We start from the raw sequence: 22,987 nt of genomic DNA, 5'->3' as shown, positions 1-22,987 counted from the left end.
AATACGTCCACGCCTTTGTTTCAGGCCTGATGCAGTTCACGGTGTGCTCACAAGAATTTCGGTGATGCAGTGATGCTTGGTCGCGTGCGATAAGGGGCAGACATGAGTGCCATCTGGACCGCTGCAGTGGGACAGTTGATGGTGGAGGCCGCCACGGTCTACGCCGTTGTGGCCGCGTGTGTCAGCCGTAAACGCCCTGCACAGACCGCAACGCCATCACACCTGGCACCGGTCAGCGTGCTCAAGCCGCTATGCGGCGCCGAACCTCATCTCTACGAAAACCTGGCCGGCCTGTGCCGGCAGGACTATCCCGACTACCAGCTTGTTTTCGGCGTTTGCGCCTATGACGATCCGGCGATCACCGTCGTGAACCGTCTGCGCAAGGCATTCCCGGAACGCGACATCGTGTTGATCGTCGATGCGCGCACGCATGGGCGCAATCCGAAGGTCAGCAACCTGATCAATCTGTACCGCGCGGCGCGTCACGCCCATCTGGTGATCGCGGATAGCGACATCGCCGTGCCGCCCGACTACCTGCGCCGACTGGCGGGACCGCTCAGCGATCCGCATGTCGGCGTCGTCACATGCCTGTATCGGGGCCGTCCCGTCGACGGCATCTGGTCGCGGCTGGGTGCCGCCTTCATCAACGAATGGTTCGCGCCGTCGGTCCGCGTGGCCCACGCGGGCGGGTCGCGGCGCTTTGCCTTTGGCGCGACGATCGCGTTGCGCCGCGACACCCTCAACGCGATCGGCGGGTTTCGGGCGCTGGCGAACCGGCTGGCGGACGACTACTGGCTGGGCGAGCTGACCCGGCAATCGGGATGGAAGACCGTGCTGTCGGATGTCGTGGTGGAAACCGACGTCACCGAGACCAGCCTGCGCGCCTTGTGGCGCCATGAGCTGCGCTGGCTTCGCACGATCCGGTCCCTGAACGCGTCCGGCTTCTTCTTCACGTTCCTGACCTGCACCTGGCCGATGCTGGTGCTCGGCTGCCTGCTCGCGCCGCACCTTCCGGTGCTGGCCATCGCGCTCGTCGGCGCGCTCGCGCGCAGCGTGACCGCCGGCAGCATCGGCGCCGCGCTACGCGCGCCACTGCGCGATGCATTGTTGCTGGTGGAATGGGCTGCCGCACTCGGCGGTGGCCGTGTGCACTGGCGCGGCCATGTGATGACGACTACCGACGCGCCACCCACCCATTCCACACCGCAGCCGGGCAGCCGGCCCGCGTTGCCCAAGCCTCTTTATTCGACCACGCCTCACGCTCAGGATAGCCCCCGATGAAAACGCTCTTTCTTCAGGCCCCTTCGTACGACGGCTTTGACGGTGGCGCAGGATCACGCTACCAGGCCAAACGCGAGATCAAGTCGTTCTGGTATCCGACCTGGCTCGCACAGCCTGCCGCGCTGGTGCCGGACAGCCGTGTGCTCGATGCGCCGGCGGATGGACTCGGCGTGGAACAGACGCTCAATATCGCGGTGGACTACGACCTTGTCATCATCCACACGAGCACGCCGTCCTTCCCGACCGATGCGCGCTTTGCCGAGCAGCTCAAGGAGCGGCGCCCGGACATCATGATCGGCATGGTCGGCGCCAAGGCGGCGGTGGATCCGGGCGGCACGCTCAGCGCCACCGAGGTGATTGATTTCGTCTGCCGCGAGGAATTCGACTACACGTGCCAGGACGTTGCCGCCGGCAAGCCCCTGGCAGGCATTGCCGGGCTCAGCTATCGCCTGCCCGATGGCACGATCGAACACAACCCGGCGCGTCCGATGATCGAGAACATGGACGAGTTGCCGTTCGTCGCCCCGGTCTACAAGCGCGACCTGAAGATCCAGAATTACTTCATCGGCTACCTGATGCACCCGTACGTGTCGATCTACACGGGGCGCGGATGCCGCTCTCGCTGCACGTTCTGCCTGTGGCCGCAGACGGTCGGCGGTCATCGCTATCGCACGCGGTCTGCGCAGAGCGTGATCGACGAGGTGAAATGGATCAAGGAGAACATGCCTGAAGTGCGCGAAATCATGTTCGACGACGACACGTTCACCGACTTCAAGCCGCGTGTGGAAGAGATCGCGCGCGGGCTGGGCGAGATCGGCCTGCCCTGGTCGTGCAACGCCAAGGCCAACGTGCCGTACAACACGCTCAAGATAATGAAGGAGAACGGGCTGCGCCTGCTGCTGGTGGGCTACGAGTCGGGCGACGACCAGATTCTGCTCAACATCAAGAAAGGCCTGCGCACCGACATCGCGCGCCGCTTCACCGAGGATTGCCGCAAGCTCGGCATCCAGATCCACGGTACGTTCATCCTGGGCCTGCCCGGCGAGACGCGCGACACGATCGAGAAGACGATCGAGTACGCCAAGGAAATCAATCCGCACACGATTCAGGTCTCGCTGGCCGCGCCGTATCCCGGCACCACGCTCTACAAGCAGGCCGTGGACAACGGCTGGCTGGAGGAGAACAAGGTCATCCACCTGGTCAACGACAGCGGCGTGCAACTGGCCGCGATCAGCTATCCGCACCTGAGCCGCGAGGAGATCTATCACGGCGTGGAAACGTTCTACAAACGCTTCTATTTCCGGCCCAGCAAGATCTGGGAGATCGTGCGGGAAATGGCAGGTAGCTGGAACATGACCAAGCGCCGGCTGCGCGAAGGTGTGGAGTTCTTCCGCTTCCTCCGCTCGCACGAGGCCTGACCCGCATGACCCACGGCCAGTTGCTGATCGTCACCGCCGATGACTTCGGCCTTCACCACGACATCAACGAAGCCGTGGAGCGCGCGCACTGCCAGGGCATCCTGAACGCCGCCAGCCTGATGGTCAGCGCGCCGGCCGCCGCCGACGCGGTGGAACGCGCGCGCCGGCTACCCGGGCTGCGCGTCGGCCTGCATCTGGTGCTGGCCGATGGCGTTGCCACGCTGCCGTGCGATCAGATCCCGGATCTGGTTGACGCCAGCGGCGGCTTTGGCAGCGCGATGGTGCGGGACGGCTTCCGCTTCTTCTTCCTGCCGCGTGTGCGCGCGCAACTGGCTGCCGAGATCCGCGCGCAGTTCGAGGCTTTCGCCGCCACCGGCCTGCCGCTCGATCACGTCAACGCGCACAAGCATTTCCATCTGCATCCGACCGTGCTGTCGTTGATCCTGAGCATCGGACGCAGCTACGGCATGCGCGCCGTGCGACTACCGCGCGAGGCCGGCGGACCGCTGCTGCTGCGCCCCTGGCTCGCGCTGCTGCGCGCACGCCTGCAACGCGCGGGCATTGCTTACAACGACTATGTGCTTGGGCTGTCCGGCACCGGCGCAATGGACGAAGCCACGTTGCTGGCGGCGTTCGAGCAACTGCCGCGCGGCGTGGTCGAGATGTATCTGCATCCCGCCGTGACATCGGGTGCCGAAGTGGGCGCATCGATGACCGGCTACCGGCACGCGGATGAACTCGCCGCGCTGCTCTCCCCGCGCGTGCGCGCCGCTGCGGACCGCTTCGCCCCGCGTCGCGGTGGCTTCACTGATCTTCACGCTGGACTTCGATGAAACGCTTCGCCCTGCTGGGTGCACTGGCTGGTTTGCTGATCCTGACGGCCGTCGTGGCCATGGAAGGCATTGCCGATGTGGCACACATCCTCGAGCAGGCCGGATGGCCGCTGCTGTGGCTGGTGCCGATCCACCTCATCGCGCTCTGGTTCGACGCCTACGGCTGGCGTGTGCTGCTGGCGCCCGCCGATCCCGAGAAACACGCCGGCACGGGCTTCCTGCTCTGGGTGGCGACGGTGCGCGAAGCCGTGACCCGGCTGCTGCCCACGGCCGGCATCGGCGGCGAACTCGTCGGCATCCGCCTCGCGTGGCGGCGCGTGCCCGACAGTACGGCGGTCTCGGCAAGCATCGTCATCGAGGTGATGGTGACGATGTTCTCGCACTACCTGTTCGCACTGGCCGGGGTGCTGCTGCTGATATCGATCACGCAGGCCAGCGACCACGGCCTGCTGGTGGCCATCGGCCTGCTGCTGTCACTGCCGATCCCCGCGCTATTCGCCTACGCGCTGCGCCACGGCGCATGGTTCACCCGGCTCGAATCGTTCGCGCAGCGGATGCTCGGCGACGACCACAAGCTCGCCGCGCTGATCGACGGCGCCCGCCTCGATGCGCAGATTCGCGCGCTGTGCCGCCACTACGGCGTGCTGGTGCGCACGCTGATCTGGCAGATGACCGGGCTGGTCGTCGGCACGCTCGAAGTCTGGTGGGGACTATCGCTGCTCGGCCACCCGGTGAGCTTCGGCGAGGCATTGGCCATCGAGGCCCTGACGCTCGCCGCACGCCAGGTGGCGTTCTTCATCCCGGCGGGGCTGGGAGTGCAGGAGGCGGTGATCGTGCTGCTGGGCACCAGCTTCGGCATCGACCCGCAGACCTCGCTCGCGCTCGCGCTGGTCAAGCGCGCGCGCGAAGTCCTGTTCGGGGTGCCGGCGCTGCTGTCGTGGCAGTGGGTGGAGTGGCGGCAGATGCGGCGGCGGGTCGCCGGTTGAATCGCCCGGCTAGCCGATGCACTGGGATCGTCCTTGACGATGGCAGCTGGCCGGCACGTATCGGGGAGATTGCAGATTGACTTGGTACTGCCTGGCAGGGTGAGCCGTATTTTGTTTTTTCGATGCCGGAAATAGAAAAAGGGGCTTGGCAATTTGCCAAGCCCCTTTTGCATTTGGTGGACCGAAGGAGGATCGAACTCCCGACCTCTGCATTGCGAACGCAGCGCTCTCCCAGCTGAGCTATCGGCCCGTAGCGGATGATTGTAGCTGCCTTCAGGCGGCCTTTCAATCGCATTGGCGCAACCGTTGCGTCGATGTCAGGCGGTCGTTATTCCCGGGTTGCCGCTCATGCCGCGCACGGTCGGCAGGTTCAGTGGGCGAGCGCTGACTTCCTTGTTTGTCCGCAGCCACTGGGCCATCACATCCCAAATTGGCGCCCCACCCGCCTGGCGGGCTTCTTCTGATACCGGGGCCCAGCCGGCCACCTTGTAGGTCTTGCCGGTTTCCAGCGGCTTGCCGCCCAGCCGCATGTCGTTGATCCGCTTGCCGATCGGCTGGTTGGGGTCGATCGTGTATTGCAGCCCGCCCACGCGCACCATGTCGCCGCCCTGCTGGTAGTAGGGATCGGGGTTGAACAGGTTATCGGCCACGTCCTCGAGGATGGTCTTGATGGTTTCGGCGGTCATCGGCGTCACCGTCGTGTACGGGTACGTAACGGCCGTCTGGTCCATCAGGGCTTCCATCGTGATGTTCTCGCCGGGCAGCAGCGTGGTGCCCCAGCGGAAACCGGGCGAGAACGCGATCTCGGCGTCCTGGACGGCCATCAGGCCGTCCAGGATGAGCTGGTCGAAGGTGCCGTTGAAGTTGCCGCGGCGGTACAGCAGGCCGCGGTTGATCGCCAGTACCTCGCTGAGCCTGGACTCGTACGGGGCACGCACCTTGGTAATCAGTGCCTCCATCGCGGGGTCGGCCGGCAGGTAGTCCGCGAAGACCGGCAGCAGTCTGTAGCGGAAGTCGGCCACCTTGCCGTTGCGGACGTCGAAGTCGAGCACGCCGAGGAACTTGCCGTTGGAGCCCGCGTTGGTCACGAGCGTCACACCGCCCGAATTCCTGACTTGCACTGGCTTGGGCACGCCGTCATGCGTGTGGCCGCCGAGGATCGCGTCGAGGCCGCGCACGCGCGAGGCGAGTTTGAGGTCGACGTCCATGCCGTTGTGGGACAGCAGAACCACTACCTCCGCGCCCTTGGCGCGCGCATCGTCGATCACCTGCTGGAGGTTTTCTTCCTGGATGCCGAAGGTCCAGTCCGGCACGAAGTAGCGCGGATTGGCGATCGGCGTGTACGGGAAGGCCTGCCCGATGATCGCCACGGCCACGCCGTTCATGTCGCGGATCACGTACGGGTCGAAGACCGGATCGCCGAAGTCGTTGGTCTTGATGTTCTGCGCCAGGAACGAGACGCGGCCCTTGAAGTCGTTGTCGACGATCTGCTTCACGCGCTCGGCGCCGAGCGTCATTTCCCAGTGCGGCGTCATCACGTCGACGCCCAGTTGCAGCGCCGCGTCGACCATGTCCTGGCCCTTGGTCCACAGCGCCGTGGCCGAGCCCTGCCAGGTATCGCCGCCATCGAGCAGCAACGCGCCGGGCCGGCTGGCCTTCATGCGCTGGATCAGCGTAGAGAGATGGGCAAACCCGCCCACCTTGCCGTAGCGGCGCGCGGCTTCGGTGAAATCGAGGCAGGTGAACGCGTGCGCTTCAGGGGTGCCGGGGCGGATGCCGTACTCGCGCAGGAAGGCCTGACCCACCAGATGCGGCGGCTTGCCTGCCCACTCCGCCACGCCCAGGTTCACACTGGGTTCGCGAAAATGCACCGGGCGCAGTTGCGCGTGGCAATCGGTGAAGTGCAGCAGGTGGACGTTGCCGAAGCGCGGCACGTCGTAGAACTGTTGCGCGGCGCGCGCAGCCTGTGCGTCGCCGCCCGGGAAAGCCATGCCGCCGGCGCCGGCCACCGCCAGCACCTGCAGGAACTCGCGTCGATTCATACTGATTTCCGTCCGAGTCGTGCGCGCTCAGCGTTTGCCATAGCGCGCCAGGGCGGCGACGTCGTCGTCGAGCATCTCGCCCACTTCCTTCTGCACCACGCGGCCCTGCCCGTCCAGCACGTACAGTTCCGGCAGCCCCTTGCGCTTGCCGAAGGCGTGGCGCAAGGCATCGGAATCCATCGTCGCGGGGAAGGTGTAGCCGCGCTGTTTCAGGTACGCCACTGCTTCATGCGGGTGCTTGTCGATGCTGATCGTCAGCACCTGCAGCGGCGTGCCGCGCGTCTTGTCGTACAGGGCCTGCAGGCGCGGGTTCTGCAGCGCGCAGAACGGACACCACGATGCCCAGATCTCGACGACCAGTGGCTTGCCGGCCCACTGCGAGGCAGGTACGGTGCGGCCGTCGAGCAGCTTCACGTCGGGCAGGTGGATCACGTCGCCGACTTCCGCGGCCTGAGCCAACTGCGCTGCCGCGCCAAACGCCGCGGCCAGCGCGAGCATCCATGCGACCACGACGCGCCGAGCCCGCATCATGCGCCCCTTACTGATTGACCGGCGATGCCGGATCGAGCAGCAGCGCCATCACGTCGCGGATCTGCTGCTCGGTCAGGATGCCCTTGTGGCCGAAGCGCGGCATGTTGGAACAGGCGCTGAACGCGTTCGAATCCCAGATCTTGCCCCACGTGTAGCGAACCACTTCCTGCGAGTTGCCGCGCAGCTTTCCGTACTGGTAAAGCGACGGCCCGATATTGCCGAACGAAATCTCGGCCTTGGTCAGCTGGTGGCAGGCGTAGCAGTTGCCGCCGTTGGTGCCGCCCACCGCGTCGGTGAACTGCATGCCCCGGCCGTTCTGCGCGATCTTCTCGCCTTCCTTCCAGTCGCCAATCCAGTTGTTGTCGGCGGGATACTTCACCTGCTTCAGCTCGGCGGCTTCGACCTTCTTCGCCACGGCGGCCGGCACCTTGCTGCGATCAGGGTACTGGCTGCATGCCTTCTGCGTGGCATCCTGGTTCAACACACCCTCGACCGTGGCGGGTCCCTTGGACGTGAAGGACGATTCGATCATCTGGCGCACGTCGGCGTCAGTGACCTTTGCGTTCGCGCCCTTCGTCGTACCTTTTGCCGCCGTCTGCGCCAGCGCCTGCGTGCCGGCAGCCGAGAGCGCCACCATGGCGACCAGCGCCATCGTATGGAGTTTGTTCATGTCGTGGTCTCCTAGCGCTTCATGTTCGGGCCGTCGTACGTGCCGCCGTTGGCGTTCTTCGCCAGGAACATCGTCAGGGCGGTAATCACGTCGGAACCATAGGCCGGTTCGGGGAAGCGCTGCTGGCGCAGGCAGTCGTAAAGCCGGTGCTGCATCGTGCGGACCTCGCCCTGCGAGACGCGGTAGGCGGGCCACGTGGTGTACGCGGCCTCGGCGCCCTTCGACGTCAGCAGGTTCGGGAGGTCCTGCAGGCGGATGCGCTGGCCATCCACGGCATGGCAGGTGGCGCAGGCGAAGTCATACGCGCCGCCACGATAGAAGAACATCTTCTGGCCCAGCGCGTAGACCCGCTTTTCCTCGGGGTGCGTGAGCTGGACGTTCATCTTCACGCCGCGCGATTCGCCGGTCAGGTAGGCAGCCAGGCGTTCGATGTCGGACGGCTTGCCCTGCGACGAGAACGGGTTCTTCGTCGCCTCTTCCTGTGTCAGGCCCTGCAGCGTCACGCGGCAGTAAGCCAGGCGCTGCTCCAGGTCCATGACCTTGTTGGTGTCCTTGAAGTAGCGCGGCAGTTCGGCGTAAGCGCCCTTGGTCACGCCCGGGCCCTTGCCCAGGTCGCACTGTTCGAGCGAGACGTTCTTCGGGCCGGCCGGCTTTTTCCACAGTTCCTCGCCGGCGGCTTCCCATAGTTCTGCGGGATTGCCTTCGGCCAGCATCTGACGGTACTTGGCGAGTTCTTCGGCGGTGCTGCCCTGCGCCAGCGCGGGCGCGGAGAGCGTGGTGGCGATCGCCGTGACGGCGGCGGCCACGGCCAGAATGGCAGGAGCGGCGCGGTACATGCGGCGGGGACTGCAGCGGGTATTGCGGCGGGTATTGCGCGGGGAAACCATCGGGGCGTTCTCCTCGCCATCTCGCCACATGGTCGGGCGGCGGACGGCTTGCTATGCGGGTCCGGCCCAGGGGCTCATGGCCGGACTTCCGGAAATCGCGCTCGGCGCTCGCGCTTGCAGCGGAGAACGCCTCGCGGACACATCAGGGCTTGAGGTAAGCGTAGCCTTCGTCGAACTGCAGGCGTGCCACTTCCACCACACCGGCGGGCACCACCTTGGCATCCATCAGCAGGTTCTGCTCGGAAATGTGGCGGGCAGCAAGCGTGTTGTGGCAAACGCGAAACTCCACGCCCGACGACGCCAGCGCGGCCACCGGGGCTTCGAACGTGTTGCCGCGCGAATCCTTGGCGCCTTCCACCAGGAAGTCGATGCCGTAGCCGAACGCCACGACAACGATCTTCGTATCCGGCGCGGCGTTCAGGTGATTGCGCAGATTGGCCATGGCACGCACGGCCTGATCGATGCCCTCTGACAACTGATAGACGACCTTGACGCGGCCCTTGCCCAGGATAGGCATGGAAGCCTTCTCCTGTGCCGCTGCCTTGGCGGTGAGGCCGATGGCGGCCAGCGCCGCCGTGGCCCGAAAGAATGCTCGCCGCATGGTGCTTCCTCGCTTCGCCCTGGTCAGGCGATGGTGGCTTCGTCGGTACGCTTGTCGCCGCGGTTGTCGACCCAGGTCACGGTGACCTTGTCGCCCTTGGCACCGCCCTTGAACTTGAAGTTCAGGAACGGATCCTTCGATACGGCCGGGCCGAACTGGGCGTGGAACACTTCCTTGCCCTTGCACGTGGCGATCACGGTCTGGATATGCCAGGCCGGAATCGTCTTGCCGGAAGCGTCTTTGCGCTGGCCGGTCTCCATGTCGTGCTTCATCAGAATCTTGACGTCAACCACGCCGCCGTTTTCGGTGGCGCGAACGCGCATCGGGTCTGCCATGTGCTTCTCCTGTCAGCAGTAATCTGGAAATCTGGTCCGTGTTCTCGTCTGAACGATCGGGCGTCAGCCGCCGCAGCCGCCCAGCGTGACCTTGATTTCCTTCGATGCCACGTACCACTTGCCGCCAGCCTTGACCGCGGCGTGGACGACCGAGGTCTGGCCCATCTTCACGCGCGTGGAGACGAACGGCTCGGTGCCGGCCGGAATCGTGAAATCGGCGGCCAGCGTGTTCGGGTTCTTTTCCACCAGGATAGCGATCTGCTCGGTATCGGGGATGTTGCTGGTCACGGCCACCGGCACCACGGCGCCGTTCTCGGCGATGTCCGGTGCGATGAAGGTGATGGCCGAGCTCTTCTCGGTACCGCTGCCGCCCAGTGCCTTGATCACGTCGGCCACGCTCTTGCCGTCGAAGGCCGTCTTGTTCCACTCCGCGGCCTGCGCCTCGCTGATCAGGCCGGTGGCGGCCATCAGCGACAGCACAGCGGTCATCCGCAGCACGTCTCGTCGTTTCGCATTCATGTTGCTGTATTTCCTGTACTTGCCTTGCTTACCCGGTTTCCCTGGAAGCCGTTTCAAAATGATTCTGGCGCTCGTTCCACTGTCTGCAGCCGCGTGGCTGGCCAGAACTGCTTCGCTTCATTCTGAAACGACTTCTTGCGAACAGTGCGCCGGCATTGCTTTGGTATTTCGCCGGTCATCACGATGGATGTCCTACCGCCGGAAATGGCACGGGCCGCCGGAACATCGGACGGCCCGCGCGGACGTCGCGGCGCTTACTTGGCCGGGGCGCCAGCCAGCACCCACTCCACGACCGTCTTCAGGTCGGCATCGCTGACAGCGGCGTTAGCCGGCATCGGCACCGGACCCCAGACGCCCGAACCACCGTTCTTGACCTTCGCGGTCAGCTTCGCCAGGGCGGTCTTGTCGCCCTTGTACTTGGCGGCCACGTCCTTGTACGCCGGGCCGACCAGCTTCTTGTCGACCTGGTGGCAGCCCATGCAGGCGTTCTTGTTGGCGATTTCCTGGGCCTTGGCGGCGTCCACGGCGTGCGCGGATGCGGCGGCGGCCAGGAGAGCGGCGGCGATGACAAACTGCTTCATGTTGTTGTGCTCCAAACTGATTGAGCCGTGGGGACGGCAAGGACGCGCTTGGGGGGGCGATCCCGCGGCGCGGCACGCGCTGGCCGCCGTTGGGCGGGCCTTCTTTTGGGCCTCTGGGCCTCCGGGCCTCTCGGGTGATCGGTGAGAGCGTCTCGGGCGGGTTGCGGCCAGTCCGCTATTTTGCCTCAAGATGCGGCAACGATACGGATTCGCACGTGATATCCATATGCGCAAAAATGCGGGAACGGCGGCTAAATATACGGGTTAACCCTCGAAATCACCGCCCTGCGAGCATCCGACCGGCCCACAGCCGCCCGCCGAACACGTTGAGCAGCAGTCCGGCCATTACCACCAGTGCGCCAGCCCATTGCGTCAGCGCCAATGCTTCGCCCAGCAGCAGGTGTGCGGAGATCAGGCCGACCACCGGCACCAGCAGCGTCAGCGGCGCCACCTTGCTGGCCGCGTAGCGCGTCAGCAGGCGGCCCCACATCGTGTAGCCAAACAGCGTGGCGCAAAACGCCAGGTAGCAGACCGCGAACACGCCCATGCCGGAGATATGGGTCAGCGCCTGCGTCATCCGGGCCGGGCCCTCGAACCAGAGCGACAGCAGCGCGAACGGCACGATCGGGATCAGCGCGCCCCATACCACCAGGCCCAGCAGATCCACCGGCCCAATCTTCTTGCTGACGATATTGCCCGTGGCCCAGCACAGGGCGGCGCACAGCGTCAGCAGGAAGCCGGCCAGCGTCATGCCGCCCGGGCCGTGGGCGGCGCCGCTGCCGATCAGGGCGAGCCCGCAGGCGGCGATGGCCATGCCAGCGATGTTGTGCCAGCGCACCGGCTCGCCAAGCCAGAACCCGGCGATGGCCACGGTGAAGAACACCTGCGACTGCAGCACCAGCGAGGCCAGCCCCGCCGGCATCCCGACGGCCATCGCGTAGAACAGGAACACGAACTGCCCAAGGCTGATGGTGGCGCCGTAGGCCACCAGCATCCGCAGCGGAATGCGTGGCCGAGGGATAAAGAAAACAGCCGGAAACGCCACCAGGCAGAAGCGCAGCGCGCCCAGCAGCATTGGCGGCACGCCGACAAGGCCGACCTTGATGACGACGAAATTGACGCCCCAGACCACGATGATGGCCAGGGCAAGCAGACGGTCTTTGGCTTGCATGATCGAAAAAGGATCGCCGCATCCCTGGGGGCGGGATGACCGGCACGGCTAGCGTATCAGCCCGTGGCGGCGCGGCGTTGCACGATCCTGCGGTTTTGCGGCGTGTGGGGTGAGCGGGGCGTGTGGGGCAGCCCGCACTCCGTCAGTGGGTCAGGCGCCCAGCATGTCGGCCCAGATGCTGTGGGCCCAGGCAAGTCCGTACTCACCTTCCCGCCTGCTTGGCGCGACGGACAGCCCGCCGGACCCCGGCACGGTCAGCATGGTTTTCTCGCCGGCATCGTAGCGATGCACGCTAGCCACGTGGATGGCCTCGTTCGACGACGTGAAGCTGTAGCAGGTGTTGGTGTAGACCGGCTCTGGGTCCGGATCCTGGCCTGCCAGCAGCCGCAGGATCGCGGCGGCGGCCACCTTGCCGTGCTGATTGGCCATCGTGCCGGACTTGGGCATCAGCGGCGCGATCTGGACGGCGTCGCCAAGAACGTGGATGTCGGGCGCCACGGTCGACGCCATGGTCAGGAAGTCGACCTCGCACCAGCGGCCGTTGGCCGTCGCCAGACCGCTGGCCACGGCAATGGCGCCGGCGCGCTGCGGGGGCAGCAGGTTGATCACGTCGGCCCGCTCGTCGTCCTGCACGTCGAAGCGGATCGTGCGCGTGGCCGGATCGACGTCGACGGTCTCGAACTGCGGCCGGTACTCGATCATCCCCTTGTAGCGTGTCTCCCATACCTTGCGGAACAACGCGCCCTTCGACGTGATGTCCGGGTTCGCGTCGAGCACGAGCACCTTGCTGCGCGGCTTGTGTTGCTTGAGATAGTCGGCAACCAGGCAGGCCCGCTCGTACGGCCCGGGCGGGCAACGGTATGGCGCCAGCGGGATCGTGATCGCGAACGTACCGCCATCGGGCATCGCCGCAAGCTGGCGGCGCAGCACGTCGGTCTGCGGACCGGCCTTCCAGGCGTGCACGATCTGATCCCCGCCAGGACGCGCCAGACCCGGGATCGCGCTGGACTGCATCTCCACGCCGGGGGACAGGATCAGGCGGTCATACGGCAGCGTCCCGCCGCCCGCCAGCCGGACAGTGCGTGCCGCCGGGTCGATCGCCCTGACCGTGTCGCGCACGTGCTTCACCCCGTGACGACTCACCAGCGTGTCGTAGGGCAGCGTGATGTCGGCCATCTGGCGATAGCCGGCGACAACGAGATTCGACAGCGGGCAGGACACAAACGCCTCGTCGGGTTCGATCAGCGTGACGTCGACAGCACCGCGACTCCAGGTGCGCAGGTAGCGTGCGGCCGTGGCACCGCCAAAGCCGCCGCCGACCACCACGACCTTCGCTGCGGTTGCTGCGCGCGCCTGACGCGGCGTCAACATGCCGAGCGTGGTGGCCGCGACACCGGCCAGGGCGGCCTGTAGGACAGAGCGTCTTTGCATGGGCTATTTCTGGTCGGCGAACCAGGCGGCCATCGCGAGGATCTGCGCGTCGCTATAGCCCTTGGCGATTTGCGGCATTACGGTCCCGGAGCGCTTGCCGTTCTTGAAATTGAACATCAGCTCGACGAGCTCGGCCTGCTGCCGGCCCGCCAGTCGCGGAATCGGACTGTCCGCGGGCGGCTTGCCGTCCGTGCCATGGCAGACCGCGCAGGACGCGGCGAGATTGCGCCCCTGCATCGTGCGGGCCGCCTGCGCCTCCACGGTCAGCTTGCCGGCTTCGGCCGGCCCGGCGGGTGCCGAAGCCGGCTGCGCGAGCGCCAGCGCCGGCGCCACGCAGAAACCCGCCACGACGCCCCTCAGGTACCGCGGCGCGAGCGTCATGTCGCTTACGGCAGGTTGCGGCCCGGCGGCAGCGCCACCGGCGACGAGACCGGCGCGGCCACGGGGTTCGTGGTCGCGCCACCGGAGGTGCCCATCGACGCGGGCGCGTCGGAGTTCACGGGTGCATTAGGTGCGCTACCCGGCACCGACTGGACCGGCGCCGGCGTACCCACCGCTTCGCTGCCGGTGTTGCCGTTCTGCGAGCTGCCCAATGCATCCAGACGGGCACGCTCGGATTCGCTGATGTAGTCGAACGCCTTGACCACCTTCTGCACGCCGCTGGAGTTGCGGGCCACGTCCGTGGCCTTGTCGCCTTCGGCATTGGTCACGATGCCCAGCAGATAGACCACGCTCTTGTCCGTCGTGACCTTGATCGAATTGGCAGGCACGCCCTCGGCGGTCACCATCAGCGTCTTGACCTTGCTGGTCAGGTACGCGTCATTGCTGCGCGTCATGAAGCCCGGCGAGGCCGTGACCTGGAGTTCATTCACTACGTCACGCGTGTTCTGCAGGCCGCGCACATACTGTTCGACCTGCTGCTTGACGTCCGCATTGCTGACTTCGCCCACCAGCAGCACCTTGCGGTTGAACACCGCCGCCTCCACGCGGGCCTTGTCGCCGCTGAAGCGCGAGCTCAGCGTGCTGTCGATTTCCATCTGCAGGCCACGGTCGATCGTCTGCGTGCCCGTGGGCCGACGGTCGGTGGCCATCACCACGCCGGTGCCGACCGCGCCGGCCAGCACGGGGAAGCAGCCGGCGAGCTGCGTGGCCGACACGATCAGTGCGGCCACGGTGACGGCCGTGCGTGCGATACGGGCCGGGGAAGTCTTCTTCTGGTTGGTCTTGGTCACGTTCGTCATGCGGTCCTTTGCAGGAAATCAGGTTGCAGCGGTTTGCGGGGCGGTTGCGCGGCTGTGGATATCACTGTGGATGACGCCGCAAAACCTGTGGATACGTTGTGGGCAGGCCTGTGAATAACCCGGGATAACTCGCGGGCGTCCACTGGCGTGGTCCTTATGCCTCACCCAGCAGTGCCTCGTCGATACCGTCGCAGAGGCAATGCAGTGTCAGCAGATGCACTTCCTGGATCCGCGCGGTCCGATCGCTCGGCACGCACAGGTCAATGTCGAATTCGTCCAGCACCGTGGCGATCTTGCCGCCACCCTTGCCGGTCAGCGCCACCACGCTCATGTCGCGCTGGTGCGCGGCATGGATGGCCGCGATCACGTTGGCCGAATTGCCCGAAGTGGAGAGCGCCAGCAGGATGTCGCCGGGCTGGCCCAGGGCTTCCACCTGCTTGGAGAACACCACCGAAAAATCGTAGTCGTTGCCGATCGCCGTCAGGATCGAACTGTCCGTGGTCAGGGCGATGGCTGCCAGGCCCGGGCGCTCGCGCTCGAACCGGCCGACCAGTTCGGCCGCGAAATGCTGGGCGTCCGCGGCCGAGCCGCCGTTGCCGCAGGCCAGGATCTTGTTGCCGCTGGTCAGGGCCGCGACCATCCGCTCCACGGCGGCGTCAATGTGAGGCGCCATCAGCGTGGCGGCCATCCGCTTGGTCTCGGCACTGTCCAGGAATTGCTGCTCGATACTTTCAATACTCATGGCTTGATGACTTCTGCACAATCCCGCGCATTATGACGCACGCCCCTCGCCGCCGCCCTCGGAATCCAGCGCCCTGAGGTCGAACGCGTTCCGCAGCCATTCGAGCCGGCCCGGGTCCAGCGCCACCACGTCCACCCGGCATGGCGGCAGCCGGTCCAGCGTGGCAAGGTAATGACTGGCCGCGCGCAGCACGCGCCGCTGCTTGGTCAGCGTGATGCTTGCCGCCGCGCCGCCAAACCCGCGTCCGCCGCGCTTGCGCACCTCGACGAAAACCAGCGTATCGTCAGCGGCGCGCATGATCAGGTCGATCTCGCCGCCTTTGCAGCGATAATTGCGTTCGACGGCCACCAGACCCTGCCGCTGCAGGTAGGCAAGCGCGCGATCCTCGGCCAGCGCGCCTTGCCGCGTCGTGGACGATGCCGGCAACGCCGGCAACGCGGATGGCGTGGTGGTTTTGAATGAGCGAATCAACGGAAGTTCTCCAAGCATGAGTGACTGGACCCTGCTGGCAAGCGGTCAGACCTACCCACCGGGCACGCTGTACGTGGTGGCCACGCCGATCGGCAACGTCGCCGACCTGTCCCTGCGCGCGCTGCACGTGCTCGGCCTTGCCGACGCAATCGCCTGTGAAGACACGCGCAACACCGGGCAACTGCTGACCCGCGTGGGGCTGCAGCGGCCGCTGGTCGCCGTTCACGAGCACAACGAGCGCGAGGCCGCCGTCCGTATCGTGGAACGCCTGCGGGCCGGGGAGCGGATCGCCTATGTGTCCGATGCCGGCACGCCGGGTATTTCTGACCCGGGCGCTCGGCTGGTGGAAGCCGTGCGCGCGGCCGGACTCGGCGTGGTGCCGTTGCCGGGGCCGAGCGCCGCGGTCACGGCGCTGTCCGTGGCAGGCGACATGCTCGAGGCTGGCGAAGGCCGTTTCACGTTCGTCGGATTCCTGCCGGGCAAGCCCAAGGCCCGCGCGGACGAGATCGCCCGGCTGGCTGCGCTTGACCACGCCTGGGTCCTCTACGAAGCACCGCACCGCATTGCCGACACGCTGGCCGCGCTGGCGGCCGCCCTGCCCGGCACGCGCCGCCTGCTGATCGGGCGCGAACTGACCAAGCTGTTCGAGGAGACGCCCGTCCTGACCGTGGCGGAAGCCCCGGCCTGGCTTGCGAGCGAAGCTGCGCGCGGCAAGGGCGAGTTCGTGCTGGTCGTGGAAGGTGTGCGTCGGGCGGAAGCGGGCGATGAAGATGCGCCCGATGCCGAGGCCGTGCGTGTGCTGAAGCTGCTGCTGGCCGAGCTGCCAGCCAAGCGCGCCGCAAAACTGGCGGCCGCGATCACCGGCGCGAAGACGGATGCGCTCTACCAGCTCGCGCTCGCGCAGCGTGCTGAGTGAGAAAAATCTGAATTGGGAGGGGGGCTGCAGGCGGGCGGTTGAGCGGGGAGCGAGAGGATCGATCCGGCCGGCCTGCATCGCGGATCAGGGGCGCTTGCGCTTGACCGTGGACTTCTTGGCCTTCGACTTCGCCGGCACCAGCGCATTGGCGGTATCTGGCATCTCGTCGGCGCCGCTGCCGTCGCCGGCCTCGGTGCCACCCGCCTCGATCTCTGGGCCCAGGGCCGCCACTTCGGTGCGGGACAGCCGGCGGATTTCCACCTTGGTCGAGCCACTATTGACGAAGCTCAGACGCTTGGCTGCCGCGTACGACAGGTCGAGGATCCGGTTGCCATGATAGGGGCCACGGTCGTTGATCCGCACCACGGCCACCTTGTTGTTGCTGAGATTGCGCACCAGCACCCAGCTGTCTAGCGGCAGGGTCGGGTGAGCCGCCGTCATGGCGCGCATGTCGAAGCGTTCGCCATTGGCGGTCTTGCGGCCGTGAAAGCCCTTGCCGTACCAGGATGCCGTGCCACGCTGCTCGAACGTACCCATGTCCGCGCGCAGGCCGTCGATCGACGATTGCGCCGGCGCGCCTTCATCGAGGCCGAACAGGTTCCAGCTACCGCGATCGTCGGACTTGGCCGTCGCCGGCGCGTTCGTGCCGGACTTCGACCGTGCGGACTTGGTCGGGATCGCGCCTTGCGTCGATGCGTTCTCGGTGTCGCCGCCCGGCGGCGTCGCGCACGCGGCCATCACCAACGCCGATACGATGATCGCGCATTGACGAAGGAAGCGTGTGGAGCCGGGCGCTATCGTGCGCACGGACTCCGGGCGGAGTGCGGGCTGGCTAAACATAGGCGCGCAGTCTAACAGAGTCGTATTGAAGCTAGTGCCTTGATTTTGTTACGAAACTTAATCAAAAGGTGCTTAAACTGATGTCAATTCCCCGCAATCCACGGCGTGGCAAGGGATTGCGCCGGATACCCCGGGACGGGTTTTCGATGGAGCGTGCACGGCTTATGCTGCACTTTCTGTGTGGCATCGCACGTATCGGGGTCGATGACCGAGCGATGACGCACGCATGACGCGGCTACAATGACCCACCTGCCGAGGCGGGTGTCCAGCCTCAAAATATGCCGCAACAAGCACAAATGAAAGCCCTCCTGATCCCCGTCACGCCCTTCCAGCAAAACTGTTCGCTACTGATCGACGAGACCACGCAGCGCGCGGCCGTTTGCGATCCCGGTGGCGATCTCGACCGCATCCTCTCGGCGGTCAAGGAGCAAGGCGTCACGCTGGAGAAGATCTTTCTGACGCACGGGCACGTCGATCACTGCGCCGGCGCCGCGACGCTATCGCGCCAGCTCGGCATTCCGATCGAGGGGCCGCAGCAGGAGGAACGCTTCTGGATCGAGCAACTGCCCGAGCAGACGCGGCGATTCGGCTTTGGGCATCCCGAGGCGTTCGAGCCGGACCGCTGGCTCGAGAACGGCGACACGGTCACGTTCGGCAACGAGACGCTAGAGGTCTATCACTGCCCGGGCCATACGCCGGGCCACGTCGTGTTTTTCTCGCGCCCCAACAAGCTCGCCATCGTCGGCGATGTGTTGTTCGCCGGCTCGATCGGGCGCACCGACTTCCCGCGCGGCAACCACGCGGATCTGATCCGCTCGATCCGCACCCGGCTCTGGCCGTTGGGTGACGACGTGACGTTCGTGCCGGGTCACGGCCCGGTCTCCACGTTCGGCGAGGAGCGTCGCAACAATCCGTTCGTGGCCGATCACCTGATCGACGTGGCCTGACCCATGGCGAAAAAACAGGCGCCGGACACGCGTCCCGAGATCTACGTCAGTACCGACGTGGAGGCCGACGGCCCGATCCCGGGCCCACACTCGATGCTGTCTTTCGCATCGGTGGCGATGCTGGCAGACAAGACTGTTGTCGGCACGTTCTCCGCGAACCTGGAGACCTTGCCCGGCGCGGCCGGTCATCCTGTACAGATGCAATGGTGGAAGACGCAGCCCGAAGCCTGGGCGGCGTGCCGGCGTGACCTGCAACGCCCCGAGGACGCCATGCCGCATTACGTCGAATGGGTCGAAAGCCTGCCCGGCAAGCCGGTGTTCGTCGCGTTCCCAGCCGGCTTCGATTTCACATGGGTGTTCTGGTACATGATGCGGTTCGTAGGCCGGTCACCCTTCGGCTGGGCCGCGCTCGACATCAAGACCGTCGGCTTCGCGCTGACCGGGCTGCCCTACCGTAAAGCGGTCAAGGCGGCCTTTCCCGCCCATTGGCACGATCCGCTGCCCCATACGCACGTGGCGCTCGACGACGCGCTCGAGCAAGGGGCGCTGTTCTGCAACATGCTGACCGAACTGCGCGCGCGGGAAGCCGCCCTGGCTGCCCTGCCCCCGGCGGCGGACACATCGGAAAGCGATCCCAAACCCGCAGTGTGAATGTTGGATCGCTTTCGGTGCATTTGAGGCCAAACAGGCGCACCGCCTTGGTGCGGCAACCAACACCTGTTTGATCCGTGCCGCATCGATAGCATGGCAAACGTCACCTATAGTAGAAGCGTGCAATTGGTGGCGTGAGGTGGCGTGAGCGTTCGCGGCGCCTGTGTCCGCCAGCGATCCCTGACGGTGCGCCGAGGAGGTGTGGCCATGCGATTCCATCCCGATCTTCATCTCAAGGATCTTTCCGGCCGGTTGCACTGGCCGCACCGTCCTGGTGCGCATACCGATATCGTCACGCACTACCATTCCGTCACGGAAGATGCGGAAGTCGCCCAGGCGACGATCTACGTGAGCGCGGTCACGGCGGTCGTGCTGTTGGTCGTCCTGGCAGGAATCTCTTTCGGTCAGGAGGTCATGCACTGGCTGGGCGTCAATTGAACGGCCCCGTCTGAAGCACAATCCCTGTCTGACCGGCCGGCCTCCACCTCTGGTGGGGGCCGGTTCTATTTCAGGGGTGGAAAACTGGCGCTCAACCCAGCAGTTGGGCCACGTTCTCGGGCGGACGCCCGATCGCCGCGCGGCGGTTGCGGACCACCACCGGTCGCTGCAACAGAATCGGGTTGTCGGCCACGGCGGCCAGCAGTTCGGCGTCGGTCAGGCCGGGATCGGCAAGATCCAGCTCCTTGTAGGCGCTTTCGCCATCGCGGATCATGGCGCGCACCGGCAGGCCCAGCATCGTGTGGAGCTGGCGCAGCGTGGCGAGCGACGGCGGTGTCTTGAGGTATTCCACGATCTCCACCGGTTCGCCCAGGCGCTGCGCTGCCGATTCGACCAGCGCGAGCGTTTCGCGCGACTTCGAGCAGCGGGGGTTATGGTAGATCGTGATCATGACGGCTTCCTTCGGCCTGTTCCGGCAGTCTGTGTTGAACTACCCGCACTATATACAACCGCACGCGGCAACGGCCAGGCAACGGCCAGGCAACGATTGCTGGCTGGCACGCATCATGCGAGACCCGGCCTATCGCTGAACCATGGCCAGCGACGACGTGCCATGGCAGATTGACCCCTCAGAGTCTCCTTCGGAATCCAACGTGTCCGCCCTCCCCACCATCGCGCGCAAGCCTTACCGGCTGCGCGACGCCACCACTGACGACGTCCCGGCGATCCACGCCATCTACGCCCACCACGTGCAACACGGCCGCGCCTCGTTCGAGGAAGTGGCGCCGACCGTCGACGAGATGCGGCACCGGTTCGGCGAGGTCCTCAAGAAGGGCCTGCCGTATATCGTCGCCGAACGCGATGGCGAGATCCTTGGCTATGCCTATGCGTCGAGTTATCGCGCTCGCAGCGCCTACCGCTACGCCATCGAGGATTCGATCTATATCGACCATCGCCATACCGGCGAAGGGCTGGGCCGCGCGCTGCTGGCCGAACTGATCACGCGCTGCGAGACCGGGCCGTGGCGTCAGATGGTGGCCGTGGTGGCGCTGACCGCATCCGGCGAGGGCGCCGGTTCCGTGGCCGTGCACGAGCGGCTGGGATTCCGTACCGTCGGGCGGCTGGAATCGGTCGGTCTCAAGCACGGTCAGTGGATCGACACCCTGCTGATGCAGCGCCCGCTTGGCGTCGGAGACGCGACGATCCCCAACTGATTGACTGACCGGTCGCCTTTGCGGCGTCAGTCCACATCAGTCCACCATCGCGGGCACGGCGGCTTCGCACCAGGCGCGAAGGTGGTCAAAGCTGCGCGCCACCGGGTCGGAGCCGCGATTCATGTTCTCCATGCGCAGAACCTCGACGCGCGACAGGCCAATCGTCCCCAGCACGTACTTCAGGTACGGCGTGAAGAAATCCTGCTGACTGCCGGGTCTGTCATGGAACGCGCCACCGCAGGCCACCAGGGCCAGCACCGGACGGTCTCGCAGCAGGCCCTGCTTGCCTTGCGGCGTGCTCCGGAAGGTCCGCCCCGGCCGCACGACCAGGTCGATCCACGTCTTGAGCGTGGCCGGCACCGTGAAATTGTGGATCGGCGTGGTGATCAGCACCATGTCCGCAGACTCGAGCTCCGCAATCAGGCGCTCGGAGAGCTTCAGCGCTGGGGCCTGCTCGTCACCGCCGGCCGCCACGGCAAGATTCGCGTCGGTGAACGCCGCGTCGATGGGCGGCAGCGGCTCGGCACCGAGATCGCGTTCGATTACGATCAGCGGTCCGCGACGCGCCGCCAGCCGTTCGCGTACGACGGACCCAGCCCGCCGGCTGTGTGATCGTTCGCCGCGCGGGCTGACGTTCAGGTGTAGCAATGTGGTCATGTCTGGGAGGTATGGTCGGCCGATGAACTCGGCCCAGTTCGCCCATGAATTCGGCGCCGGTGATCGACTCACTCAGTCGAACACGTAGTTGAACCGTAGCGCCCGGGCCAGCAGGCCGTTGCGGTAGTAGAAGCGGTGGCCGAGCACATTGTCGAGCGGCGTGTCCAGCACCAGCCGCGCGCATCCCTGCGCGTGCGCTTCTGTCTTCAGCCAGTCCATCAGCATCTGGCCGTACCCACCGCTGCGCGTGGCGACGTCAGTGACCAGATCGTCGACATAGCAGTACGACCCGTAGACGAGGTTTTCCGCGTACCGGTAGCCAGCCAGCGCCACCAACTGGCCGTCGTCCCACAGGCCGACCAGACGGTAGCCGTCGCCGGTCTGCCGCTGCCAACGCGTGACCAGCTCGTTCGCGTCCTGCAGATGCGGGCGCAACTGGCGCATCAAGGGAAACGCCGCAGCCACGTCGTCGGGCGTATCGATGCCGCGGATCTCGATCCGCTCCACGGTGCCGCCGTTCATGGCCGGCCCCCGGGCGCGGCCGGCGGCGGCGCGAAATGCAGGCCGACCGCAATGCGGTTCCAGGCATTGATCGACGCAATCGCGGCCGCCAGCAGCATCAGTTCCTGCTCGCTGAACACCGTCCGCGCGGTGGCGAAGGCCGCATCTCGCGCGGCGGGATCGTTCATGGACGTCAGCGCCTCGGCCCAGCCCAGCGCCGCGGCTTCACGCGCTGTGTAGATGCCCGCGTCGCGCCAGCCCGCCAGCAGGTCGAACTTGCGCGGGTCGATATCGAGTTTGCGCGCAATGTTCAGATGGAACTGCAGGCAGAACGCGCAGCCGTTGATCTGCGAGACGCGCAGCTTGAGCAGCTCCGTCAGCGCTTTGTCCATCCCTGCCGCTTCCACCGCCTTGCTCACACCGCTCAGCGCCGCGTAGACGTCGGGCGCCGATTTCGTGAAGGTCTGGAAATCCATGACTGGTTCCTTGCGATAAGATGTCAGAGTTCGAAGATTAATGTAAGAGCTCTGACATTATGGGAAAGACCCTGTCATCCAAAGGGAAAAACAAAGGGAAGAAGGCGGACGCGGAGGAAGCGGCGCGGATTCCCGCACCCGGTGAAGGCAAGCGCGGCGAGAGCGGCTATCTGGCGTACCTGCTGCGGCAGGCCAGCGCGGCCAATCGCCTGAACATGGAACGCCTGCTGGCCGATCTTGGCGTGACCCTGCCGCAGTTCTTCGTACTGACGATGCTCGGCGCCTACCCCGGCATTTCCGGTGCCGACGTCGCGCGGCTGGCGATGCTGACCCCGCAGACGGTCAGCGTGATCATGAACAACCTGGAGAAGATGGGCGCGATCGTGCGTCAGCCTCATCCGGTGCACGGCCGCATCCAGACGATCGCGCTGACGGAGAGCGGGCAGACGTTGCTGGCCGAGTGCAAGGTACGCGCGCGGGAAGCCGACAAGCGACTGCGCGCCGGGCTCACCGCCGAGGAAGAGCAGATCGTGCGGCGATGGCTGGTAAGCCTGGCCGTGCCGGACGACGCCGCCGCCGAATGAAAAAAGGCCCGCGGACGAGTGTC

Annotated in this window: 29 protein-coding genes and 1 tRNA gene; 10 read left to right on the top strand and 20 right to left on the bottom strand. The window is 66.0% G+C overall.

Annotated elements, in window-relative coordinates; genetic code table 11:
* Window positions 1–102 precede the first annotated feature (102 nt).
* Genes hpnI through RN01_RS06700 form a run of 4 tightly spaced genes read left to right on the top strand, consistent with a single transcriptional unit; the run spans window position 103 to window position 4,518 of the window.
* Complete coding sequence (gene hpnI / locus RN01_RS06715) at window positions 103–1,281, top strand: bacteriohopanetetrol glucosamine biosynthesis glycosyltransferase HpnI (RefSeq protein WP_017513198.1); 1,179 nt, start codon at window positions 103–105, stop codon at window positions 1,279–1,281.
* Complete coding sequence (gene hpnJ, locus RN01_RS06710; RefSeq protein ID WP_017513197.1) at window positions 1,278–2,699, top strand: hopanoid biosynthesis associated radical SAM protein HpnJ; 1,422 nt, start codon at window positions 1,278–1,280, stop codon at window positions 2,697–2,699. The genes hpnI and hpnJ overlap by 4 nt, the downstream gene beginning before the upstream one ends.
* A 5-nt stretch (window positions 2,700–2,704) precedes the next feature.
* Window positions 2,705–3,532: a hopanoid biosynthesis-associated protein HpnK gene (hpnK, locus tag RN01_RS06705; protein WP_017513196.1), complete on the top strand. Its 828-nt coding sequence runs from the start codon at window positions 2,705–2,707 to the stop codon at window positions 3,530–3,532.
* The gene (locus RN01_RS06700) at window positions 3,529–4,518 is read left to right on the top strand and encodes a lysylphosphatidylglycerol synthase domain-containing protein (protein WP_017513195.1); all 990 of its coding nucleotides are present in this window, start codon (window positions 3,529–3,531) and stop codon (window positions 4,516–4,518) included. Before hpnK ends, RN01_RS06700 begins: the two co-directional genes overlap by 4 nt.
* A 174-nt stretch (window positions 4,519–4,692) precedes the next feature.
* On the opposite strand, the gene RN01_RS06695 is transcribed toward RN01_RS06700, so the two are convergent.
* The 15 genes from RN01_RS06695 to RN01_RS06625 form a co-directional block, all read right to left on the bottom strand.
* A tRNA-Ala gene (locus RN01_RS06695) sits at window positions 4,693–4,768 on the bottom strand.
* Window positions 4,769–4,835: 67 nt separating this feature from the next.
* Window positions 4,836–6,560, bottom strand: coding sequence for a thiosulfohydrolase SoxB (gene soxB, locus RN01_RS06690; RefSeq protein WP_017513194.1), 1,725 nt, complete (start codon window positions 6,558–6,560; stop codon window positions 4,836–4,838).
* Between the two features lie 27 nt (window positions 6,561–6,587).
* Window positions 6,588–7,088: a TlpA disulfide reductase family protein gene (locus tag RN01_RS06685; RefSeq protein ID WP_024569540.1), complete on the bottom strand. Its 501-nt coding sequence runs from the start codon at window positions 7,086–7,088 to the stop codon at window positions 6,588–6,590.
* A gap of 10 nt (window positions 7,089–7,098) precedes the next feature.
* Window positions 7,099–7,761, bottom strand: a complete 663-nt coding sequence (gene soxX, locus RN01_RS06680; RefSeq protein WP_008646446.1) for a sulfur oxidation c-type cytochrome SoxX — start codon at window positions 7,759–7,761, stop codon at window positions 7,099–7,101.
* Window positions 7,762–7,772: 11 nt separating this feature from the next.
* A complete protein-coding gene (gene soxA, locus RN01_RS06675) occupies window positions 7,773–8,597 on the bottom strand; it encodes a sulfur oxidation c-type cytochrome SoxA (protein WP_029700064.1) in 825 nt (274 codons plus the stop codon).
* A gap of 193 nt (window positions 8,598–8,790) precedes the next feature.
* Window positions 8,791–9,249, bottom strand: a complete 459-nt coding sequence (locus RN01_RS06670; protein ID WP_017510800.1) for a DsrE family protein — start codon at window positions 9,247–9,249, stop codon at window positions 8,791–8,793.
* 23 nt (window positions 9,250–9,272) lie between these two features.
* Window positions 9,273–9,584, bottom strand: a complete 312-nt coding sequence (gene soxZ, locus RN01_RS06665; RefSeq protein WP_008646443.1) for a thiosulfate oxidation carrier complex protein SoxZ — start codon at window positions 9,582–9,584, stop codon at window positions 9,273–9,275.
* A 63-nt stretch (window positions 9,585–9,647) separates the two neighbouring features.
* Window positions 9,648–10,103, bottom strand: a complete 456-nt coding sequence (gene soxY / locus RN01_RS06660) for a thiosulfate oxidation carrier protein SoxY (protein WP_011517858.1) — start codon at window positions 10,101–10,103, stop codon at window positions 9,648–9,650.
* A gap of 254 nt (window positions 10,104–10,357) precedes the next feature.
* Window positions 10,358–10,684, bottom strand: a complete 327-nt coding sequence (locus RN01_RS06655; protein ID WP_008646439.1) for a c-type cytochrome — start codon at window positions 10,682–10,684, stop codon at window positions 10,358–10,360.
* 277 nt (window positions 10,685–10,961) lie between these two features.
* Window positions 10,962–11,855, bottom strand: a complete 894-nt coding sequence (locus RN01_RS06650; protein WP_017510799.1) for an EamA family transporter — start codon at window positions 11,853–11,855, stop codon at window positions 10,962–10,964.
* A 150-nt stretch (window positions 11,856–12,005) separates the two neighbouring features.
* Window positions 12,006–13,286, bottom strand: coding sequence for an NAD(P)/FAD-dependent oxidoreductase (locus tag RN01_RS06645; protein WP_017510798.1), 1,281 nt, complete (start codon window positions 13,284–13,286; stop codon window positions 12,006–12,008).
* A 3-nt stretch (window positions 13,287–13,289) separates the two neighbouring features.
* Window positions 13,290–13,667 (bottom strand): c-type cytochrome, encoded by a 378-nt coding sequence (locus RN01_RS06640; protein WP_024569542.1) that lies wholly within the window; start codon window positions 13,665–13,667, stop codon window positions 13,290–13,292.
* A gap of 5 nt (window positions 13,668–13,672) precedes the next feature.
* Complete coding sequence (locus RN01_RS06635) at window positions 13,673–14,527, bottom strand: BON domain-containing protein (RefSeq protein WP_024569543.1); 855 nt, start codon at window positions 14,525–14,527, stop codon at window positions 13,673–13,675.
* 154 nt (window positions 14,528–14,681) lie between these two features.
* The gene (locus RN01_RS06630; protein WP_008646124.1) at window positions 14,682–15,269 is read right to left on the bottom strand and encodes a phosphoheptose isomerase; all 588 of its coding nucleotides are present in this window, start codon (window positions 15,267–15,269) and stop codon (window positions 14,682–14,684) included.
* Window positions 15,270–15,299: 30 nt separating this feature from the next.
* Window positions 15,300–15,740 (bottom strand): YraN family protein, encoded by a 441-nt coding sequence (locus RN01_RS06625; protein ID WP_017510797.1) that lies wholly within the window; start codon window positions 15,738–15,740, stop codon window positions 15,300–15,302.
* Window positions 15,741–15,756: 16 nt separating this feature from the next.
* Here RN01_RS06625 and rsmI point away from each other — a divergent pair, with 16 nt between their 5' ends.
* A complete protein-coding gene (rsmI, locus tag RN01_RS06620; RefSeq protein ID WP_017510796.1) occupies window positions 15,757–16,656 on the top strand; it encodes a 16S rRNA (cytidine(1402)-2'-O)-methyltransferase in 900 nt (299 codons plus the stop codon).
* Between the two features lie 84 nt (window positions 16,657–16,740).
* Here the strand turns inward: rsmI and RN01_RS06615 are convergent, their stop codons facing one another.
* The gene (locus tag RN01_RS06615; protein WP_197067572.1) at window positions 16,741–17,496 is read right to left on the bottom strand and encodes a septal ring lytic transglycosylase RlpA family protein; all 756 of its coding nucleotides are present in this window, start codon (window positions 17,494–17,496) and stop codon (window positions 16,741–16,743) included.
* A 296-nt stretch (window positions 17,497–17,792) separates the two neighbouring features.
* On the opposite strand from RN01_RS06615, the gene RN01_RS06610 reads away from it, so the two are divergent.
* From RN01_RS06610 to RN01_RS06600, 3 genes are all read left to right on the top strand, one after another.
* On the top strand, window positions 17,793–18,443 hold the full coding sequence (locus RN01_RS06610) for an MBL fold metallo-hydrolase (RefSeq protein WP_017510795.1): 651 nt from the start codon (window positions 17,793–17,795) through the stop codon (window positions 18,441–18,443).
* Window positions 18,444–18,446: 3 nt separating this feature from the next.
* Window positions 18,447–19,094, top strand: coding sequence for an exonuclease (locus RN01_RS06605; RefSeq protein WP_017510794.1), 648 nt, complete (start codon window positions 18,447–18,449; stop codon window positions 19,092–19,094).
* Window positions 19,095–19,301: 207 nt separating this feature from the next.
* Window positions 19,302–19,532: a hypothetical protein gene (locus tag RN01_RS06600; protein ID WP_008646132.1), complete on the top strand. Its 231-nt coding sequence runs from the start codon at window positions 19,302–19,304 to the stop codon at window positions 19,530–19,532.
* A 91-nt stretch (window positions 19,533–19,623) separates the two neighbouring features.
* Here the strand turns inward: RN01_RS06600 and arsC are convergent, their stop codons facing one another.
* Window positions 19,624–19,983 carry an arsenate reductase (glutaredoxin) gene (gene arsC, locus RN01_RS06595; RefSeq protein WP_017510793.1) on the bottom strand — a complete coding sequence of 120 codons (360 nt, stop codon included), beginning with the start codon at window positions 19,981–19,983 and terminating at the stop codon, window positions 19,624–19,626.
* Between the two features lie 142 nt (window positions 19,984–20,125).
* On the opposite strand from arsC, the gene RN01_RS06590 reads away from it, so the two are divergent.
* Window positions 20,126–20,746, top strand: coding sequence for a GNAT family N-acetyltransferase (locus tag RN01_RS06590; protein ID WP_017510792.1), 621 nt, complete (start codon window positions 20,126–20,128; stop codon window positions 20,744–20,746).
* A 36-nt stretch (window positions 20,747–20,782) separates the two neighbouring features.
* Here RN01_RS06590 and RN01_RS06585 read toward each other — a convergent pair whose 3' ends face one another.
* The 3 genes from RN01_RS06585 to RN01_RS06575 form a co-directional block, all read right to left on the bottom strand.
* Window positions 20,783–21,403: an FMN-dependent NADH-azoreductase gene (locus tag RN01_RS06585; RefSeq protein ID WP_024569545.1), complete on the bottom strand. Its 621-nt coding sequence runs from the start codon at window positions 21,401–21,403 to the stop codon at window positions 20,783–20,785.
* Between the two features lie 72 nt (window positions 21,404–21,475).
* Complete coding sequence (locus tag RN01_RS06580) at window positions 21,476–21,925, bottom strand: GNAT family N-acetyltransferase (protein WP_024569546.1); 450 nt, start codon at window positions 21,923–21,925, stop codon at window positions 21,476–21,478.
* A complete protein-coding gene (locus RN01_RS06575; protein ID WP_024569547.1) occupies window positions 21,922–22,380 on the bottom strand; it encodes a carboxymuconolactone decarboxylase family protein in 459 nt (152 codons plus the stop codon). The genes RN01_RS06580 and RN01_RS06575 overlap by 4 nt, the downstream gene beginning before the upstream one ends.
* A 59-nt stretch (window positions 22,381–22,439) precedes the next feature.
* Here RN01_RS06575 and RN01_RS06570 point away from each other — a divergent pair, with 59 nt between their 5' ends.
* Complete coding sequence (locus RN01_RS06570) at window positions 22,440–22,964, top strand: MarR family winged helix-turn-helix transcriptional regulator (RefSeq protein ID WP_017510788.1); 525 nt, start codon at window positions 22,440–22,442, stop codon at window positions 22,962–22,964.
* The last annotated feature ends 23 nt before the right edge of the window (window positions 22,965–22,987 follow it).

The sequence above is a fragment of the Cupriavidus sp. SHE genome, assembly GCF_000812445.1.
GTDB classification, from domain to species: domain Bacteria; phylum Pseudomonadota; class Gammaproteobacteria; order Burkholderiales; family Burkholderiaceae; genus Cupriavidus; species Cupriavidus metallidurans.
This window is presented reverse-complemented; position numbering and strand designations above follow the sequence as displayed.

Bases quoted from the DNA above. Each gene is read 5' to 3' on its own strand.
- RN01_RS06600 (WP_008646132.1), top strand. From the start codon at position 19,302: ATGCGATTCCATCCCGATCTTCATCTCAAGGATCTTTCCGGCCGGTTG.
- arsC (WP_017510793.1), bottom strand. From the start codon at position 19,983: ATGATCACGATCTACCATAACCCCCGCTGCTCGAAGTCGCGCGAAACG.
- RN01_RS06635 (WP_024569543.1), bottom strand. From the start codon at position 14,527: ATGACGAACGTGACCAAGACCAACCAGAAGAAGACTTCCCCGGCCCGT.
- RN01_RS06615 (WP_197067572.1), bottom strand. From the start codon at position 17,496: ATGTTTAGCCAGCCCGCACTCCGCCCGGAGTCCGTGCGCACGATAGCG.
- RN01_RS06700 (WP_017513195.1), top strand. From the start codon at position 3,529: ATGAAACGCTTCGCCCTGCTGGGTGCACTGGCTGGTTTGCTGATCCTG.
- hpnJ (WP_017513197.1), top strand. From the start codon at position 1,278: ATGAAAACGCTCTTTCTTCAGGCCCCTTCGTACGACGGCTTTGACGGT.
- RN01_RS06580 (WP_024569546.1), bottom strand. From the start codon at position 21,925: ATGAACGGCGGCACCGTGGAGCGGATCGAGATCCGCGGCATCGATACG.
- RN01_RS06655 (WP_008646439.1), bottom strand. From the start codon at position 10,684: ATGAAGCAGTTTGTCATCGCCGCCGCTCTCCTGGCCGCCGCCGCATCC.
- RN01_RS06575 (WP_024569547.1), bottom strand. From the start codon at position 22,380: ATGGATTTCCAGACCTTCACGAAATCGGCGCCCGACGTCTACGCGGCG.
- soxB (WP_017513194.1), bottom strand. From the start codon at position 6,560: ATGAATCGACGCGAGTTCCTGCAGGTGCTGGCGGTGGCCGGCGCCGGC.
- RN01_RS06650 (WP_017510799.1), bottom strand. From the start codon at position 11,855: ATGCAAGCCAAAGACCGTCTGCTTGCCCTGGCCATCATCGTGGTCTGG.
- RN01_RS06605 (WP_017510794.1), top strand. From the start codon at position 18,447: ATGGCGAAAAAACAGGCGCCGGACACGCGTCCCGAGATCTACGTCAGT.
- soxZ (WP_008646443.1), bottom strand. From the start codon at position 9,584: ATGGCAGACCCGATGCGCGTTCGCGCCACCGAAAACGGCGGCGTGGTT.
- RN01_RS06640 (WP_024569542.1), bottom strand. From the start codon at position 13,667: ATGACGCTCGCGCCGCGGTACCTGAGGGGCGTCGTGGCGGGTTTCTGC.
- soxY (WP_011517858.1), bottom strand. From the start codon at position 10,103: ATGAATGCGAAACGACGAGACGTGCTGCGGATGACCGCTGTGCTGTCG.
- RN01_RS06590 (WP_017510792.1), top strand. From the start codon at position 20,126: ATGGCCAGCGACGACGTGCCATGGCAGATTGACCCCTCAGAGTCTCCT.
- rsmI (WP_017510796.1), top strand. From the start codon at position 15,757: ATGAGTGACTGGACCCTGCTGGCAAGCGGTCAGACCTACCCACCGGGC.
- RN01_RS06685 (WP_024569540.1), bottom strand. From the start codon at position 7,088: ATGCGGGCTCGGCGCGTCGTGGTCGCATGGATGCTCGCGCTGGCCGCG.
- hpnK (WP_017513196.1), top strand. From the start codon at position 2,705: ATGACCCACGGCCAGTTGCTGATCGTCACCGCCGATGACTTCGGCCTT.
- RN01_RS06645 (WP_017510798.1), bottom strand. From the start codon at position 13,286: ATGCAAAGACGCTCTGTCCTACAGGCCGCCCTGGCCGGTGTCGCGGCC.
- RN01_RS06670 (WP_017510800.1), bottom strand. From the start codon at position 9,249: ATGCGGCGAGCATTCTTTCGGGCCACGGCGGCGCTGGCCGCCATCGGC.
- soxA (WP_029700064.1), bottom strand. From the start codon at position 8,597: ATGTACCGCGCCGCTCCTGCCATTCTGGCCGTGGCCGCCGCCGTCACG.
- RN01_RS06610 (WP_017510795.1), top strand. From the start codon at position 17,793: ATGAAAGCCCTCCTGATCCCCGTCACGCCCTTCCAGCAAAACTGTTCG.
- RN01_RS06630 (WP_008646124.1), bottom strand. From the start codon at position 15,269: ATGAGTATTGAAAGTATCGAGCAGCAATTCCTGGACAGTGCCGAGACC.
- hpnI (WP_017513198.1), top strand. From the start codon at position 103: ATGAGTGCCATCTGGACCGCTGCAGTGGGACAGTTGATGGTGGAGGCC.
- RN01_RS06585 (WP_024569545.1), bottom strand. From the start codon at position 21,403: ATGACCACATTGCTACACCTGAACGTCAGCCCGCGCGGCGAACGATCA.
- soxX (WP_008646446.1), bottom strand. From the start codon at position 7,761: ATGAACAAACTCCATACGATGGCGCTGGTCGCCATGGTGGCGCTCTCG.
- RN01_RS06570 (WP_017510788.1), top strand. From the start codon at position 22,440: ATGGGAAAGACCCTGTCATCCAAAGGGAAAAACAAAGGGAAGAAGGCG.